Genomic DNA, 17,644 nt, shown 5'->3' with positions numbered 1-17,644 from the left:
TATCTCATCTTTTATTGTAGATAGATGCTCTTGGTATTCTAGTAATAATTTGATATACAATGGAGCGATATCGAATTAAAAAAAAGTGTTCACGTGAGGAGATCACTCGCCTACATCCTCCAAAAAAAGGATATGAATTAACAACTTTAAAGACAGTCAGATCAAACTTAGTATTTGTTGTACAGTAGACAGGCACAATACAAAATCTCCAGAAAGTATTAAGAGTGATGAACAGGATAAGTTCTACATCAACTTTAGATTAGTATGCTTATCTAATGCCGAATGAGTACAAAGAAGTACCAGATTTATATAATGACGCCAATTGAGGAGTCTCGTTAACAAAAAGTTAGCAAATTACTTTAAGAGAGGCTCAAAAGAAAAATCGCTTCACCAAACTAAAAGCCTGTACCCCTTGATACACAAGGATTACAGGCATTAAAATCAAATCAATTTATGTATGGTGACCCGAGAGGGGTTCGAACCCCCGACCTCTACCCTGTCAAGGTTAGAAAAGTCAAAGTCAATTGTATCAAGGAGTGTGTCTACTTTTAAAAGTACCGACCACTTCACAATATGATATTACACTTTCTATTATAAGGTGGTCACCAAAATTTGTATAGTGGTTATGCGATTTCACAAGTCAAAATCATTAAACCTTTCTTTGTTAGATCAACATTTATAATACTCCATGATTTATCCATCACATTAAAGTCATCATTTATAGTAAATTTCCCTTTATTGTATTCATTTTCTTGAAGGGTTACTAGAATTTGATTGTCTGGTAATCTTATTGAACTTTCATAAACAGAGAAAGATTTATTATCAATAATCGCATGTATGTAAGTTGAATCTACATATTGATTTTCATACACAGGTGCTCCAAAATCGTTATAACCAATTAGTTTTTTTATGTAATTTTTTATCTCAATTTCATAATTACAATGTCTCATAATGGCTTTAAACTTTGAATATCTCTTCGAAACTGATTCAGTAATGACTAGATAATTAAACGTACCATCTTTAACTAAATCTCCACGTTCAATAGGTTGAATAGAAGAAATAAATCTATCCTCATATTCTGAAACAACGTTATTTGTAATGATTGCTAATACAGGTGTATTGTTTACAGACACTTCATGACCAAAGTTATCAACTATGTATTGCAAATCCTCATTGTTACTTTCGAATAAATTTATCATGTCAAACTCCTTTCTTACGCATTAAACAACATGAAAAAGTTGTTTCCATCCTGTTCATCTATAGGCATAGTTCTAATTTTACGTTCTAGTTGATCTATACGTGATTGTAGATTGTCTGCAAAGTCACTTACAGTCATATCATCTTGTTTGTAGTTCTTCATTGTGGCAGGACTATTTGCAATTGATTCAAGTATAGATAATGCAGCACGATAAATATTACGTTTGTTCGTGGCTGACGTTGGTAAGTATTCAGAATGTGGAGTTAAATCACATTCCATAAGGTATACAGACAATTCATCTTGTGATAGTGTGATACCTTTAATTTCTAACTCTAATCGTTGTAGGTTAGTCATTAATCATCTTCCTCTCTAAAATAAAAAAAAGAGCCTTTTGGCTCTCCTATTCTTGTATAGTTACTAAAATTCCATCTTCAAAGTAAAGGTACTTAAAGTTTGGATAAACCCATTGTTCATCAGTACCATAGGCAGTTATAGTTTTATTAATATCTTCGGGTTCTCCCCATTGTGAATTTAAAACTTCATCTGTAGTCATACCAATAGTAGGTAAAGGTTTACTTGCTTGGTTTTTCTTTTCTTGTTCAGAACGAGCATTTGCTCTTGCAAATCTTTGATCCCACTTTCTTTCTTCTGCATATAACTGTTGCCACTCGTCTTTAGTAAGATATTTATTTGCAAAGGCAATTATTTCTTTACTTCTGACACCGTTATATTTTGGATCAATCCACCCAATATACCTTTTAAACCAAATATCTTGGGTATCTTTCATTACTGCAAGATGATCTAATGCTCTAGCATATTTAATTAAAGTACGCACAGTTTCGGTTGCTTCATCATTATCATATTGGTAAATTGTCATGTAGTCTTTACTATCAAGTAATTCTAATATCCTATCTACGTTTTCAGCACTTGCTGATTCCTTATGTGCTGTTTCCATCCCTTCACGATCACTCTTTATTCTGTCTAATATATCAGTAGAGAGGACTTCTTTATGTGCATTAGGACTTTCAAGTAATTTTTCAACAATTACTAGGTTATCATGTTCAAGCAACTGAACAATTGATTCCTTATATAAATTTTTAGCAGTTGTTTTCTGTTCTTCATCTGTTACTTCGTTGTATTTTTGTTGGAAAGTTTTCATCACATCTGTGTAATTTTTGTTGTCCATTAACTTTTGAAGTGTTTTTACAATTTCATCATTCTTATCACTATTTTCTAATGATTCACCTATCTTATCTAATACTTCCTGTGAGACCTCTTGATTTTTAGATTCTTGAGATGAACAACCTATAAGTAAAACAAATGCAAAGATAGTTACTACCTTTTTTAATGTCAACTTATGAATCCTCCTATACATCTTTATACCCAGTATATTTGACGCTTAGGAAGTTTTTTCCTTTTATTACAAATATTAAATTTTACCTATAATTTTGATAATAGTAAGTACAAGCACAATTTAGACAAAAATAAAAAACACCCTAGTTAGAGTGTTCTTTGTTATCTTGACTAAGAAATACTTTTTTATAAACATTCTCAATCATCTTTATTTTTTGTTCATCTGATCTATAGTCATCTGTCAGAATTGCAAATGTTCCAAGAATCAACGCTTTCGATTCTTCTTTAGTCATTTTATGATGAACGTAATTTGAGAATACACGAGTAATGAAATCCATTAATCCTCCTAAAGGGAATCAAGCACTATAAAAGGGAGTGCTTACGATAAAAATTTAAATATCTTTTTTATGTTTTCTGCATATTTAGGGTTCCGATTATGATTACTGTCTTCTAAACTATTCAATATAAGAGGTTTCTCACCATTTATATGAATTGTAAGTACTACTTCTCTAAATTCCGTTTCTTTTACACAAAGTTCAACTTTATCAACTTTATTTAATTTTACAGAAGTAATATTTGTACTATCTTTAGTCAAATTTATAATAAAAATTGTTTGATCTAAAAAGATAATCATTTCCATATTATTTAATTCTGAACTAAATGGATTTTTAACATAAAAATGCTTTATTTCTTCTTCTACAAGTAAATCGTCTAATGTTCTTAATGCAGTTGAAAAGTAATAGTTTACATCACTTGATAGATGACCAGTATTAACTAGATCACCAAAAGATTTATAAGTGTTAAGTTGCATTTTCCCACCTCCCTTCCTATCTACTAAATACGACAAAAAGGGAGACATTTCCTTTTATATGGTAATATTTGTTTTTATCCATTCCTTCATTTTTCGATAATCTTTTGTTTTATCTTCTAATAAACAATTTTCACTAGGTAATACATTGTATTGTTTTACTTTTTTTTATAAGTTTTCAAAAGTGCGTTTCTTGTTTTTTCTATCTTCTTCATAAAAGAATTTACTTGGAGATGATCCATCCAAAGAAGTACCATCAGCCATTTTTATTCCCATAAGATAATAAATGTTTTCTCCACTTCGCAATTCATCATTAAGGTAATAAGAGTAAACATTATTTCCAGCAATAATATAATCTTTTTCTATTGAATTAATTTTGCTTCTATATTGGTCGTATTTTTTATACTTTTGTTCTCCAACTTCATCTATTATCTCACATTCTCTTTTTGCTACATGCCAGTATGTTGTTTCATCATTATCAAATGTAACACTTACATTAATATCTTTATAAGAGAAATTTATAACATAGCCATACTCAATTCCTTTTCTTGAATATATATCTAATCTTGCAGTTAATTCTTTACCATTATGATGAAACTCTACATGTTCTCGATTAATATTCATCCAAAAACCTCCTTAATACCTAAAATTATACATTATTTAACGATTGTTATAAATTAATTTCATGGGTGTGTAAAGTGACATGCTAGGCGATAATTTTACTCAACTAGGGGTATTCAGTAGGCTAAAAACTGCATAAAATCAACGTTTTATCCCTTTCTAATGCCTTGCTAATATTCGTTCGGTACAAGATAGCAATAATCACTAATTTAAGACCTCAATATAGTATATGTTGTGGTCATGAGAGAAAAAGACAGGAATATACGAACGTATGTACTTATTTCTGTTCAATTTATCAACCTATTTATTATCAGCCAAACCTATCTATACATAACAGGTGCGAGAAACTCAATATATCCCTATCACTCATGAACCCTTGACACTACTACATTTCCATTAACTTACTGCCTTATCATCCTGTTCCTTCTTCTTACGAGTTGCAAGTTTCTTCTTATCCTTTACATTCCCCTCACCATCTAACCTTTTCATCTCCATCTGGACATCTTTTGTAAACGGTGAATGTTCTAACAAACTCTCTAAACTGATACCACTCAATTCACGTAATACCTTTAGATTCTCAATGATCTCTTTATCATTGCTTGGCATTGCATACTGGAACACAACATCTAAACTCTCAAACTCCATATCTGAAAAACTTACACCTCTGTATTCCATTAACTTTCTAATCTTCTCGAAACGCTGCTCAATACCATCACGCATAAACTGTTCATTCATACCTGCTTTGATATTAGCCAATGAGAACAATAACTTAATACTAACCTCTGACAAGTTACTTATATCTGTCTTATTCATACTTACAGCAGGAGTTTGTGACACATCTAATAATGATTGAAGCAAAGTCTTATAAATAGTTTCAAATGACTTGTAATCTAATCCATTACTAACTAACTTGAAGTCTGAACCATCATCTAATGTAATACCTCCACCAACAACCTGAACAGGCAACCCATCACCTTTTAATTGCTGACCAATAGCAACAGGAATCGGATTCATAAACTTATAGAAACCATCTGTATACTTACTTAATAAGTCCTCCATTGAATCTAATATGCTTATGTAATCTAATAGATCACTACGACCTTCAGTATCACTCAATTCATTCTGATTATGATATACAATAGGTAATCCACTAAGGTTAGGATACTGACCAGCAAGCCTTAACTCTCCACCGTTATTGTCATACTTATAAACTACCTCATCCGTAAATACAGTATAATAACTAACCGCTTGATTGATATAACCTTCAATAAATGCTATCAAAGTATTCTCATGGTCATAGATAGGAAAAGAAGTAGATGGATCAATTAACTTACTCTTGATTACACCCTTATCTAAATAGACATACTCTGCACACAATCCATATTTATTAACCTTATCAAGAATCTTTGTGTTGATTCTGTCGTATTTACCCTTCTTGTTTACATTCTGATATTCTTTTACAACCTTCTCGTTACCAGTTAAAGTAATTGGATTCTGTAGTAGATAAGCGGTCTGGAAGTTTAATAACGTCTTAGCATATTGAAGAATAATCTTTCTAGGAACAAACTCTTTACCGTTATACATTTCATTAGGTCTTTGAGTAATGGCATGATTCCCATTCAGATATTCCTTCATGTTCTCAACGTCTAATACACGCTGCTGATTGGCTACTGTTTCAGTTTCTTCAATAAACCATTCAGATTGATTGTCATGATACTCCTTTACATACAAATCTAACTTGGCTTGTAATTCACTTTTCATTGTATTTCCCCTTTCTAGGAATAATAAAAAGGGCAAAGGATTCACTCCCTTACCCTGCAATATCTACATAATATTTGGCTTGTTTCATTGCCTGAACACTCATAGCAACGGAAATTACCATATCATCATGTAAGTTTTCACCTTTTTTATTACCTGTCTTTCCATTGTTGTCTTGATAAATCTTCATTTCTTCTAACGTTCTTACACATTCAATGTTGATGAAACTCAATTCAAATGATTCTTTCATGTCACCTATGATGATTGGCTTAGTTGTATTAGTAGTCATAAATCCTAACTGAAGTTTCTTCTTCCCTTTTTGATCGAATACTTTTTGTTTAAGAAGATTCATGTAGTTGTATTCTTTACGCAACTTTTCCAACATAGGTAATCCATAACTGTTACGCTCGACACAAATAAACGCATAATTAAAAAACCTGCCCAACTCATTCACTATTTCAGCGAATTTGTAGACAGGAATGTCATTTGAATACCATGCAGCCATTTGTTGACCTTCTGCATTAAATATTGTGAATGTAGAAAAGTCTTTTCCCGTTCCCGAAGCAACGTCACAACCTCCGTACATTCTTATACTTTTCTTAGGTAGATGATAAATGAATAGATACTTGTTTATGTAAGGCTTTAATATGTCTGGAAGAATTTCATACACTTCTTTTGATTGGAGTGGATCAAGTACATATTGTAATCGTTCAACAATCTTTCTTGTATCAAATACAGATACATTTGTTGTTTGGAACGCTTCATCAGGAGTTGTAGGAAATTCACGTTGAAACTTCTCTAATGAGTTTGTTTCTATGTAATAACGTCTAAACATCAATTGTCTAAATGTAGCACCGTACTTTTCCTGAAGTTCTCTTTCATCATGTTCCAGGTCTTTCTTTGACATTCTTCTACCTTGATTATGTAGTTTAAACCAATTTTCGGCTTCATCAAAACTATGACGAAACTGACTACTATAAGCCTTTGCTAACCATGAAAAGAAGTGTGCTTTCCATACTGATTCCTTACCTCTAAATGCTTTCGTAAACATTTCTTGATAAGTGTTATAACCCATTGCAGTAGATTCTATAATAATCTTACTGTAAGGATTCTTAGCAAGTGCTGGAATGGCTGTAGCAATGATTTCCTCTTGTGCTTCATTTGGATACTTACCCATTTCAGAAAAGTGTATAAGTTCAAATGTATTTCCTGAAATACTATCTTCTCCACCTGCTGTTGCAACCATGATTCTTGAACCATTACTCATATAGATTTCATCTCTATTTGATATTTCTAGTTTAGGAAACAATTTAGGGTACTTTTCATGTGGTAATGACTTATACATCTTCTTGATTTTCCTTAACAACGATTGAGTAACCTTATTATGTTGGGTCATTATCATGTAAGATGTATCTGGTTTAACAATTGCAGAATAAATCATGTATGCTAATGAAAAAGTTGTAAATCCAATCTGACGACCTTTGAGGATAATATTATATTTAGTCATTTCTTGAGTGAATTGTTCCTGCTCAGGATTCAATACAAAAGGAACACTATCACCATTATTATCAATTATTTTAATGAAATTCTTAGCGAACAATTTAAAATCACTCATAACCAACTTTAACTTATCATTTGTTGTCATTTTCTTTGCCAATTTCTCACCCCCAATATAAAAAGGAGTGTCATAATAGACACCCCTAAATCTCTAACTCATCATCCTCTTGTGTATCTTCCTCAACAACCTTAAAAGTCTTGGCTGCAAGTTTCGTATTCGCTTGAATTTCCTTTTGAAATGATAAGAAGATACGAATAGATTTCTCGTCACCTTCTTTTGCCTTCTTAATTACTACTTTATATATTTCCTCGAAATCATCTGCAATACGACTATCCAGTAACAACATGAGAAGATTCTTATATTCACTTGTTCGTTCCCACTTAATGAAACCATCAAGTGATTTCCTTCCTACTTCTCTTAGAAAGTCCTCTTCTGACTTTTTGGGTAAATCACGCTTAAATCTAATATCATGTTTCCATTGGAAATATTGTTTCTTTAAATTAGGTAGTTGATCTAACGCTTCATAGATATTCATTAAACCACCTCATCACGTTTAATTTTCTTGTCAAAGTGTTCATGTACCCCATTGAGAAGTTCTAACATTTCATAAGTAATTTTCGTCTTTTCTTTATTAATTTCAGAAATCCTGTCAATACTCCGAAGCATACTAGAAATATGTGATTGCATTTTGTTAATGTTCTGATCCATACTCTCAAATCCATCTTTATTCCCATCAACTTCATCTTTCACGATTACCTTTTTGAATACACGATTAAATAATTTCATTTTTATATTCCTCCGATTTTATAATTGAATTAGAAAAAGAGGTCACAATTTCATGACCTCTCAACTTACATTTTTTACCTATACTTTTCACATTTCTAACAATGTATTTATTTGCGGTATACATTATTTGAAAATTGATTGATTGGTAAATTTGAAAATGATAAATATTAAATTGAGAAAATTGATAACTTTCCATTTGGGACAATCGTTTCACTGTGTCTTAAATGTACCGCAAAAAAGTACATTGTTAAAAAATCAACTTTTAATAAGGTAGGCTTTCAAGCGGAATATCTAAAATTCCACCCCAAATTTCTCTATCCATCTGTTTCTTATCTTCAAGCATTTGAAAATAGTCTTTCTTCTTCACAATATTAATCTTGTCATATGGAATGGGTTCGTTTGAAAACTCTCCATATTCATTTATAGAGTATGTATTTGCCATTCTATCCTCTTCTCTTAATCCAATAGCAAAAAACTCTTGATTAATTTTGAAGTCAATCATTCTATAAGCCTTCAATATTCCTAAATATTTATCTAGTGTCCTGTCTGCAATTCCTGTCTGTTTAGATAAATCCTCAAGAGAAACATCATAATCACCATAAATATCATTCTTGTGTAATAGGTAACTGTACAAATAGAATCCTGTACAACCAATATCATCTTTACTCATGCAATACATGAATACTTCAAATGGAACACAGTGAGTATTATCTACCTCATTAAATGTTCCTTCTATTTCAACTGTTCCATCGTCATTTACTTCTCTATAAAATCCCTTTATTGGATATTTTATTGTGAAGTTTTTTGGAATGGTGTGATAGGGAAATGAATCCTTTTCCTCTGAATACATTTGAAAATCTAATGCTTCATATTGTGACTGTGACCACCAGACAGGGAAATCTTTATGAGTTTCCAAATAGCCTATTTTATCAAGTAAACCATTCTTAATAATGAGATAGTTTACCGTTCGTGTTTCTGGTTTGTATCCTAAAATTTCTTTGATCGTACTGTTACTTATCCCACTTTTTAATACTGTGTACTTAGTGTATCTATACAACCATGTCACAAGATATATGTAAGAGTAAGCAAATGCAATATGATTCGTACTTACACCTTTATTTAATCCACGTTTCTTTCTAACTTTATTCTTTTCAGTTATGTATTCAACTTTTGATTGTTCTTTTTGAGGTAGTTCTTCGTTCAAACTTTTAATTAAATCCTCAAATATTTCATTTGGCATAAAAATTTTACTTTCAGACCCTTTGTATTCATTGTATTGTAATAGTTTACTAATTTCCTCGTAATTCATTGAATTACCTCCGATTTAAAATTGATTTAATATTGGTCTTACGATTTATTTTTTAAGTGCTTTATATTCGGTTAATGCTTGTTGAAGTTCAGGTGTAATTTGAAAAAGCGAGAACACCTTCTTACTTTTCAAATCCTGTGCAATTGTGATTACTTCATGACCCCTTTCTTTAAGAAAATCTGAAACTTTTTTATTATAAACGAAGAAGAAATCCTTCTTTAACATTATATTTCCCTCCTAAAAACGAATTATATAGTAATTAATTTTATTAAACGTTCGTGTTTTAGTCTATTTTTATAATATCAAAAATACGAACGTTCGTAAATCGTTTTACAGAAAAAGGTATTTAGCAATACCTTTAAGCAACTGTGTATTTCATTTCATTTTTTCTTGTTAAAGCAAAACTTATTAAGTTATCAATCTGACCTTTTGATTGAATATTATATGTACTAGCCTTATGTGATTTGAATTGATTTCTTAATGTGAATTGTTGCGTTGGTAATGTTAAATCCACATCAAAAAACCCCTGCATTTCTGCAAGGGCTAAATTTGTATATAAATATCCATCTTCATTTAGATGAATTTCACTTTTTGTTTTGTATGTACTGTGTATTTTATTGAAATGTTCTCTGCTGCTTTCATTGAGCAGATCAATTAATTCTGTAAATCCTAATTGTTCTAAGTATGTATTATGTGTTCTTTTAAAGTTATCGCTATAATGTCCTAAATAACCACTATCAATTGCCAGAAGAATCATTTTACCTTCCTTACTCTTTGGTAAAGGTAATCCATAATAACTCCACATCATTAAAGCGGTAGACATAGCGTATTTTTGTGTGTAATTTCCACTATGTATGTTATTAATTACGTTTATGTTTGCTGTTTGTGGGTTTACTTCATCATTTCTATTAATTTTTACAACGTGATTGCAGAAAGATTTCCCTCTTGCTAATGCTAAATCAATTCCTATTGCTTTTCTTTTATCGGTTTTATCAGCCACATACAAATTATCAAACTCATAGAAGTAATTGATTTTATTTCCTTTAACTTTACTTTCAATGGCACATCCCATTAAACTATCTAAATCACCTTGTAAAATTGTTGTGTGCTGACCTTGTGTAAAATCATTACACCATTCTGGAAACTTTCCTTTAAGTTCTTTCTTCATAATTCGTGAAAGAATAAAATTCTCCCACTTCCCTCTTGATTGGTAAAACATCCTTCAGACAACATTAAGTAACGTGTCGTCTATAACCATCAACAAGTAAAAAACACTTGTTGACTTCCTCCTTTTAATCCTTTGAAAAATTTCAGTATCATTTGATACCGAGATGATTAAAAGAAGGAGTGGTTATGACGAATTTTTATTTTCTTTCATTTTTTCACCTACACTTTCCACTTGATTATATTTTTGATTCGTATTGGTCTATAAACTCTCTATATAGGTCTAGTTTTGTTTTTGACATTCCACAGTTGTGGGTTTCATAACGACTGATTAAACTCTGTGAACAACCAACAAAGGCTGCAAGTTCAATCATGGTAATTCGTTTTCTTCTGCGTTTTAATAAATATTCTTCTCTAAGATTCATGGCATTTAATTCACCCCTTTCAAAAATATGAGTTTAAAAAAGAGGACAATCCAATTAAGGAATATCCTCTTTTCAATAATTATGTATTAGGAAACAGTTACAACTGCTACTGCTTTCTTAGAACCTGCTTTAAGTGTTGCTTCAGCAATTACATGACCCTTAACACTATCGCCTGTCTTAGACAATGCTTCAAAGTGTGGCTCACGTAAGTACACAAGGTCAAGGTAAGAATCGTTGAATACAACCATCTTATCTGCTGGAACATGCTTAGAAAGTACAAAGTGTACAGTTCCATAGTTAGTTGATACAGAATCAACAAGTAAACCAAAGTTAGTAGTTACATGCTCATAGTTGTAACGATCTTTGTAGATACCATCTACATCTTCTTTAATATCAGCATTTACTAGAGCGTAATAAGTACCTTCTGCTAAATCTTGATTCCAAAGATTACGCATAACTTCTTTAATCTTATCTTCTGTAATAGCACCTGTTACTGCTACTGCATTTAATGGATCAGCCATTTCAATTAGACCTGAAAGTTGACGTTTGAATGGTGTTACAGAACCATCTTTCTTGATACCGTTGATGAATTTCTTTTCCATGTTAATTTTCAATTCAAGAAGGCGGTCATTTACTTCCTCTGCAAGTTGGTTAGATTTCATTGCAATTGCAGTTCCAGAAACACTAGCACCCTTCTTGAAGATTTCCAAAATGTTGTTAAGTTCAGCACGAGCAGATTCAAAAAATTCTGTAGTGTCTGCACCTTCAACTGCTGACAAATCCTCATCATGTGATAATTGCTTTTCTCTCCATGTGTAAACTGTAGAAAGTGCTTTTTCAATGTTTCCTTTTGCCATTAACATTGATGTTAGCGGTGTAGACTGTACTCCAATAAGTGCAATTTCCTTAGCAAGTGAAATTTGTTCAGCGTTTGTAAAATTAGTAGATTTAAACATAAATAATCATTCTCCTTATAATTTGGTTTTATAGTTTACTTAAATAAATTGGCTAACTTAGAGCCGATCATGTTCTTTGTATCTTTGTTCTTCTCGAATTGGCTGTACTTATCATTCTGTTTATGGTCTGTAGGTTTATAACCCATCTCGACTTTATAGTCATTAACCACAGATGTAAGTTCTTCAACCACTTCTTTTAACTCATCTTCATTTGATACTTTTACAATTGAAGCGAATTTTTCTAAACCATTCTCTTTAAGTGTGAGAGCAACTTCTTTACTGAATAACTCTTGCTGCTTTGTTTGAAGTTTAACTTCATCCTCACTTAATTCCATTGGTTTGTATTGAAGCAATTCATCACGTTCAGATTGAATAGGATTTAATACTTCTGTTTCCCATTGTGTCTTTGCATTAGTGACTGCTTCATCTAACTGTTCTTGCGAAAAACTAATTTCTTTTGACATACTTCTAACCTCCTAGATTATTTTGTGAATTGAATTTTCACCTTTCCTCTTGAAAGGATAGGTTTGTTGTTATAACTGCCAGAGAACTCGAAAATAAATTCGTTCAATCCAATGGCAGGTAAATAGTCCACATAAAAAACACCCACAGATTCTCTGTGAGTGTCGTTTAATGCTATTTCTTCAGTTAATATTTCCATTTCGTCATAAATAAATAATTTAATATCAGTTGGATCAACCGCATTACCATTAAAGGTTTTAAAGTGGCATTTCAACCTGACAGTATCGCCTTGTAGAATCATTCTATCACCTCACTAATGGAAGGATTTACAATAGGATAGGCATTAGTCATATTTACCTCAAAATGGCACACAGAGGGATTCTGAACGTATGAGACATAAACATTTGCACCTTTATTTTGAATTGGATATTTAACACTTACAGAAGTATCTAAGTGATCCATAAAAGATAATAAGTGTCTAAATGTATTTGTCTTTCGTTCTATAAATGTATGAACTGGGTTAATAAATGTAATTACATTTTGTGTGCTACTTCTTACGATTCTAGTAGACTTCTGAACGCTTGTATTAATAGGTATCGTGTAACTCGAAGTGTTACGTTGAGTTGATAGTTTTCTATCTACATAAGCGTTTAAACGGCTTAGAATTGATTCTGTATTCTTAGTAACTTTAGAAACTTTTCCCGCTACTGTGAAAATATTATCAGCAAATGAAACAACTGAAATTGTTTGTATTTTAGCAGGTGGTAAAGGTACACCAAATACTTTTAATGCTGGATAGTCATTACTTATCAACCATGTATTTGTAAAGTCCCAGTTTGTAAAAGTGGATTGAGTTTTCATTTCGGCTGTTGTTTTACCAGTCACACCTGAAACGTTACCTGTAAATGGATTGTACCCATGTTTAGGTGGATTTGCTTGACCACTAGTTTGTGTATCCCAAAAGCAATTAGAAAACGGTATTGATCCATCACGAACATAACCAACAAAACCACTATAACCATTATGTTGTGCAGAAGTTGTATAAGAAACATTACTTGCTGCAAAACAATTATTTATGATTTGTCCAGTATCGGCTGTACCTAATAATCCACCACCCCAATAAGAAGTGGTAATTGTTACATTATTAGTAGAATAACAGTTTTCAAGTATTCCACCTTGAGCCTTACCAATTAATCCTCCAGTTTCATCCTGACCTTTTACATTTCCACCTTTTGCATAACAATTACGAATAGTTGCACCGTAAGTGTATCCAATTAATGAACCTGAATATCTACAACCCATACTTGCATTAGTATTGATCTGAAAGTTTTCCAAACCAATATTCTGACAAGTACCATAATGATACTGACCAAACAAACCGAGATAAATACCATCTGTATTAGTAATATTGATTGTAAGGTTTGTTATTTTAAATCCCTTACCATCAAAGTTACCTTCAAAGGCATTTTTCCATGATACGCCATCATAATAAGCAATTGGTGTCCAATTACCCCAACTACTCATATCAATGTCATTACCTAATTCCCAAAAGACATTTCTGGCTACATTGTTACGCATTGAATCTAAATCATTTGGTGTTTGAATAATAAAAGGATTCGATTGTGTTCCAGAACCTAACATAGAACATCAACCCCTAAACTTGTGGCACTTGAATTGAATGAGTAACCGTTAATTCATCTTGATCTGATTCCATTGTGAAAGATGTAAATGATTCAACTGAATAAGCACTTCCACCTGTTGCTACTGAATAAATAGCGGAAGATGAAAATGTTTGTGGTACTGGAATATCACTATCAGAACCTTTTACAATGATTTGTAACTTTAATGTTTGTTCACCTGTTTGATGTGTCCATGTAACTCTACTATCAGATGGTGATAAACGTACAATTGGAGTTGAACCATTTCTTAGTTCAATGTACTTCCAATTCGCTTGGATATAATCTCTAATTGATTGATACCCTGCTGTATTAATTTCTGCCATATATTAAGCCCCCTTTATATTTGATACTTTCTCTTCTAATCGCTCAATTGATTGAACGATTCTATCCATGCTTTCATTTTGTTTCTCAATCTGTACTGTTAATTTCTCCTCACGTTGCTTTGATTCTTTACGTGTATCTAAGAGTAGATAAACAAATAAACATGCGAAGATTCCTTGTGAAGCGACCATTTCAACAGGAATAGAAAACTCCATTTGTCAAACACCTCCATATATAAATTGTTATAAATATGAGTAAATATTTTAAAAAAAGAAATAGAGCAAGGATGATCCCTTGCTCTCAAGTGGAGGTTAAAAATGAAAGAAATATTATGGCTATCGTCTAATTAAAAATTAAACAATAATATTAGGAGTGAAGAGTAAGACACCCTTCATTCATGACCTAATTTGAATAGGTAATCAATGAAATTTATCTTAAATTCTCCCCCTTCCTTTTATCGAACAATTTCAGGTGCAAAAACCGAAATTATATAAGCATCGGATTATATAAGGTCAAAAACGTCAAAAAATCACTTTTCTTAAATCTCTATAAAATGAGGGTTTGATTGAGAAATAAAAAGATGAAGAGGTTATTACCCCTTCACCTATATATCAACTAAAAAATAACCAAATTATGTAATATTATGTACAACTTATGATATTCTAAGATATTTTATTATGTATGTTGTTAAACTCAATTTCTTTTTGTTTCGCTATCAATCCACTCACTTTAAATAAAGCCACATTGCATTGTTCTATGTAATCTCTAAACACTTTAAAACTTTGTTCTGCAATTCTAATCTTATCTCTTTTTCTTATCCCAACATTATGTATATCAGATTCTAAGATTTCGTACAAAACTTTGCATGATTTAGCAGACAAACTATCAACTAAGATGTCAAAAACTGAAAGATGATATTGTACTTTATTTTTATGTAAATCTTTAAATCCAGGTGTTTGCTCACCTTTCTTATAATTCGTTTTAAGATACTTAACCAACAATGCAAAGTAATCAAAGTTTCTGTCAGTATCAATTTCTTCTATGGTTTTGTACTGCTCTACAAATTTACTTATGTTTTCATATAATCCTGTTTGGGTTAATGACTTTACAGACTTAAAATAAATCCAATTTTCTTTGATTTTTCTATGTATTTGTTTAACTTGTTTACTGATATTTTCAGGAGTGCAACCCAATTCTTTTGCAAGGTCTTTTTGTTTCTTATGAACATCTTGCATTAGTTTGTACAACTTGTATTGTGTCGGAGTAAGGATATTTTTAACCCCTCCTATAAAATCAATAAACTCTATGTATCCTTTACTACTTTCAACTTCTATATAATTTTTATAGACTGCTGAATCATATAACGAATTAGAATCATCTAGGTTTTCATCATCTTCATGGTTATGTACTTTAATCTTTTTCTGTTCTGGCTCTGTATGTTTGTCGTCTTTTCTTTCAAAGATAGTTTTATTATGTATGTATCCATCAAGTGTTTTTGCAGTCCAAGAGATAATTTCCTGTGGTGTTCTATTTATGTCAGCCTTCTCAAAAATAACCTCACATAAACCATTTAAAAACCATTCTTCAATGTCTTTGTTATCAACCTTGTAATATTTTTTTGTGATTTCAAAATAAATGGTGTTTAAGGCTTTATCGTTATATTTAATTCTAGGTATTACATCTACTTCACCTTTAGCGTTCGTTTCCTTAACTTTTCTAATTCCGATTAAGTGATTTAATGAATCGGTACTCCCATTCCGATAACTTACAATATAGGATTTTAAATCTTTCATTTTATTGCCTCCATTTTATTTTTCGATTTAATAAACACAGCCACATATGTACATTGGTTATTGATCCCTCAATAAAACCACCTCCAAAATATTTTTGTTGACACCAATAAATAGCACCTGTATAGTATTAATTAAGTTAGGTAATACTGATAGTGGGATACTATACACTTTTTTTCAGAAAGGTGTCCCTTTAATAATACTATAAACTCGCTATAGTTCCAATAGGTCTTTGGGACTATTTTTGTTGTATAAAAAAAGCAAGGATTAACCCCTGCTTATCAAATATCTATATGGTTAAGAGGATTATATTTCTCGTTCTGTTCTCTAAGATCATTACCCCACATTGCAGCATACTTTTCTGTAACCGCAATTGAAGAATGTCGCATAAGTTTTTGGATTGCAAATGTAGACATTCCTGCATGTATACACTTTTGACAAAACGTATGCCTAAACGTGTGACTAGATAAACGTACATCACGAAAATTCATTATCTTGGCTAGACGTTTAAATACATTTTGTACTGCATTAGGTGTTAAAGGTTTATTCTCTCTATTTGTAAATACATAATCGTTTAGATTCTCTTGTCCAAAGAATTGTTCACAGTACACTTTGTAAGCCGACAATTCTTTAATACATTTCTCCGCTACTGGTATTGATTCTTTTCTTCTATTCTTCCCAAATACAGACATTGTTTGTTGAACAAAATTTATATCAGACCACTTAATTGAACACAGTTCAGATAAACGTAAGCCAGTACCTAGAAGAGTAATTATGATTGAATAATCTCTATAAGCATGGAATACATGTTCCCTATTCTTCAATCGTCTGTAATAGTTCAACATCTGCTTAATGTGGTGGTCATTAAATACATCAATCCTAATATCTTCTCTTGCCTTCTGAATCTTCTTAGCAGGATTCTTTTCGATAACTTCACATTCAATCATGTAATTAAGAAAAGCACGAATACGTTGAAGTTTTGAGTTTGTAGTAGTGGCATTATTACCACGTTTTTGACAATACATTAAGTATTTCTTAATGGTGTTTACTGACACATCTTCAACGTTCAATACTTCCTGCTCATTACAGAAATTAAAAAACTGACTAAGAATGTCTTTGTAGGCTGTAATCGTCTTAGGTGATAAGTTTTTAAACTCTCGATCCTCATAAAAATCCTGTACCGCAAATTTGATTAACATAAAAAAACCACCTCACATTGGATTTTGTGAAGTGGTCTTAGATGGTTGTAACAAGGTTCTGCTACGACCATAACATTTTTATGTACTTATAAAAGGCTACAAACCTTGATATTACAACAATGGTGACCCGAGAGGGGTTCGAACCCCCGACCTCTACCCTGTCAAGGTAGCGCTCTCCCAGCTGAGCTATCGGATCTCTTTTTTTTGGAACAATTTAAAATATACGACAGAGCGTTAAGTCTGTCAATAAAAAATTA

21 protein-coding genes and 1 tRNA gene are annotated in these 17,644 nt (G+C 31.6%); all 22 read right to left on the bottom strand.

Translation table 11 applies throughout. The features are described from left to right. Window positions 1-623: 623 nt before the first annotated feature. The gene (locus M3206_RS12280) at window positions 624-1,199 is read right to left on the bottom strand and encodes an Ig domain-containing protein (protein WP_251312814.1); all 576 of its coding nucleotides are present in this window, start codon (window positions 1,197-1,199) and stop codon (window positions 624-626) included. Window positions 1,200-1,213: 14 nt separating this feature from the next. Then, complete coding sequence (locus M3206_RS12275) at window positions 1,214-1,552, bottom strand: hypothetical protein (protein ID WP_251312813.1); 339 nt, start codon at window positions 1,550-1,552, stop codon at window positions 1,214-1,216. Window positions 1,553-1,598: 46 nt separating this feature from the next. Further along, complete coding sequence (locus M3206_RS12270) at window positions 1,599-2,552, bottom strand: DUF2845 domain-containing protein (RefSeq protein WP_251312812.1); 954 nt, start codon at window positions 2,550-2,552, stop codon at window positions 1,599-1,601. A gap of 142 nt (window positions 2,553-2,694) precedes the next feature. Then, complete coding sequence (locus M3206_RS12265) at window positions 2,695-2,889, bottom strand: hypothetical protein (protein WP_251312811.1); 195 nt, start codon at window positions 2,887-2,889, stop codon at window positions 2,695-2,697. Window positions 2,890-2,930: 41 nt separating this feature from the next. After that, on the bottom strand, window positions 2,931-3,362 hold the full coding sequence (locus M3206_RS12260; RefSeq protein ID WP_251312810.1) for a hypothetical protein: 432 nt from the start codon (window positions 3,360-3,362) through the stop codon (window positions 2,931-2,933). A 165-nt stretch (window positions 3,363-3,527) separates the two neighbouring features. Beyond that, window positions 3,528-3,983 carry a hypothetical protein gene (locus tag M3206_RS12255; RefSeq protein ID WP_251312809.1) on the bottom strand — a complete coding sequence of 152 codons (456 nt, stop codon included), beginning with the start codon at window positions 3,981-3,983 and terminating at the stop codon, window positions 3,528-3,530. 393 nt (window positions 3,984-4,376) lie between these two features. Continuing rightward, entirely contained in the window at window positions 4,377-5,741 is a 1,365-nt protein-coding gene (locus M3206_RS12250) for a phage portal protein (protein ID WP_251312808.1), read from the bottom strand. 49 nt (window positions 5,742-5,790) lie between these two features. Continuing rightward, window positions 5,791-7,395, bottom strand: a complete 1,605-nt coding sequence (locus M3206_RS12245) for a terminase large subunit domain-containing protein (protein ID WP_251312807.1) — start codon at window positions 7,393-7,395, stop codon at window positions 5,791-5,793. A gap of 43 nt (window positions 7,396-7,438) precedes the next feature. Beyond that, window positions 7,439-7,831, bottom strand: coding sequence for a hypothetical protein (locus M3206_RS12240; RefSeq protein ID WP_251312806.1), 393 nt, complete (start codon window positions 7,829-7,831; stop codon window positions 7,439-7,441). Further along, a complete protein-coding gene (locus tag M3206_RS12235; protein ID WP_251312805.1) occupies window positions 7,831-8,082 on the bottom strand; it encodes a hypothetical protein in 252 nt (83 codons plus the stop codon). The genes M3206_RS12240 and M3206_RS12235 overlap by 1 nt, the downstream gene beginning before the upstream one ends. A gap of 262 nt (window positions 8,083-8,344) precedes the next feature. Continuing rightward, window positions 8,345-9,391 (bottom strand): hypothetical protein, encoded by a 1,047-nt coding sequence (locus M3206_RS12230; protein WP_251312804.1) that lies wholly within the window; start codon window positions 9,389-9,391, stop codon window positions 8,345-8,347. A gap of 45 nt (window positions 9,392-9,436) precedes the next feature. Continuing rightward, window positions 9,437-9,616, bottom strand: a complete 180-nt coding sequence (locus tag M3206_RS12225) for a DUF5659 domain-containing protein (RefSeq protein ID WP_251312803.1) — start codon at window positions 9,614-9,616, stop codon at window positions 9,437-9,439. A gap of 133 nt (window positions 9,617-9,749) precedes the next feature. Beyond that, on the bottom strand, window positions 9,750-10,610 hold the full coding sequence (locus tag M3206_RS12220) for a hypothetical protein (RefSeq protein WP_251312802.1): 861 nt from the start codon (window positions 10,608-10,610) through the stop codon (window positions 9,750-9,752). 456 nt (window positions 10,611-11,066) lie between these two features. Next, window positions 11,067-11,936 carry an SU10 major capsid protein gene (locus tag M3206_RS12215; protein ID WP_251312801.1) on the bottom strand — a complete coding sequence of 290 codons (870 nt, stop codon included), beginning with the start codon at window positions 11,934-11,936 and terminating at the stop codon, window positions 11,067-11,069. Window positions 11,937-11,971: 35 nt separating this feature from the next. Next, window positions 11,972-12,400: a hypothetical protein gene (locus tag M3206_RS12210; protein ID WP_251312800.1), complete on the bottom strand. Its 429-nt coding sequence runs from the start codon at window positions 12,398-12,400 to the stop codon at window positions 11,972-11,974. A 17-nt stretch (window positions 12,401-12,417) separates the two neighbouring features. Next, the gene (locus tag M3206_RS12205) at window positions 12,418-12,699 is read right to left on the bottom strand and encodes a hypothetical protein (RefSeq protein ID WP_251312799.1); all 282 of its coding nucleotides are present in this window, start codon (window positions 12,697-12,699) and stop codon (window positions 12,418-12,420) included. Beyond that, a complete protein-coding gene (locus tag M3206_RS12200) occupies window positions 12,696-14,039 on the bottom strand; it encodes a glycoside hydrolase family 55 protein (RefSeq protein ID WP_251312798.1) in 1,344 nt (447 codons plus the stop codon). Before M3206_RS12200 ends, M3206_RS12205 begins: the two co-directional genes overlap by 4 nt. A 13-nt stretch (window positions 14,040-14,052) precedes the next feature. Continuing rightward, on the bottom strand, window positions 14,053-14,400 hold the full coding sequence (locus M3206_RS12195) for a hypothetical protein (RefSeq protein ID WP_251312797.1): 348 nt from the start codon (window positions 14,398-14,400) through the stop codon (window positions 14,053-14,055). Window positions 14,401-14,403: 3 nt separating this feature from the next. Continuing rightward, entirely contained in the window at window positions 14,404-14,613 is a 210-nt protein-coding gene (locus M3206_RS12190) for a BhlA/UviB family holin-like peptide (RefSeq protein WP_251312796.1), read from the bottom strand. Window positions 14,614-15,060: 447 nt separating this feature from the next. Continuing rightward, complete coding sequence (locus M3206_RS12185; RefSeq protein ID WP_251312795.1) at window positions 15,061-16,191, bottom strand: hypothetical protein; 1,131 nt, start codon at window positions 16,189-16,191, stop codon at window positions 15,061-15,063. Window positions 16,192-16,469: 278 nt separating this feature from the next. Continuing rightward, entirely contained in the window at window positions 16,470-17,387 is a 918-nt protein-coding gene (locus tag M3206_RS12180) for a tyrosine-type recombinase/integrase (protein ID WP_251312794.1), read from the bottom strand. Between the two features lie 120 nt (window positions 17,388-17,507). Beyond that, a tRNA-Val gene (locus tag M3206_RS12175) sits at window positions 17,508-17,583 on the bottom strand. Between the last annotated feature and the right edge of the window lie 61 nt (window positions 17,584-17,644).

Origin of the sequence: Fictibacillus phosphorivorans, assembly GCF_023715845.1 — a bacterium.
Classification (GTDB): domain Bacteria; phylum Bacillota; class Bacilli; order Bacillales; family Fictibacillaceae; genus Fictibacillus; species Fictibacillus phosphorivorans_D.
Note: the sequence above shows the minus strand (reverse complement) of the source record. Positions and strands in the feature narration are given on the sequence as shown.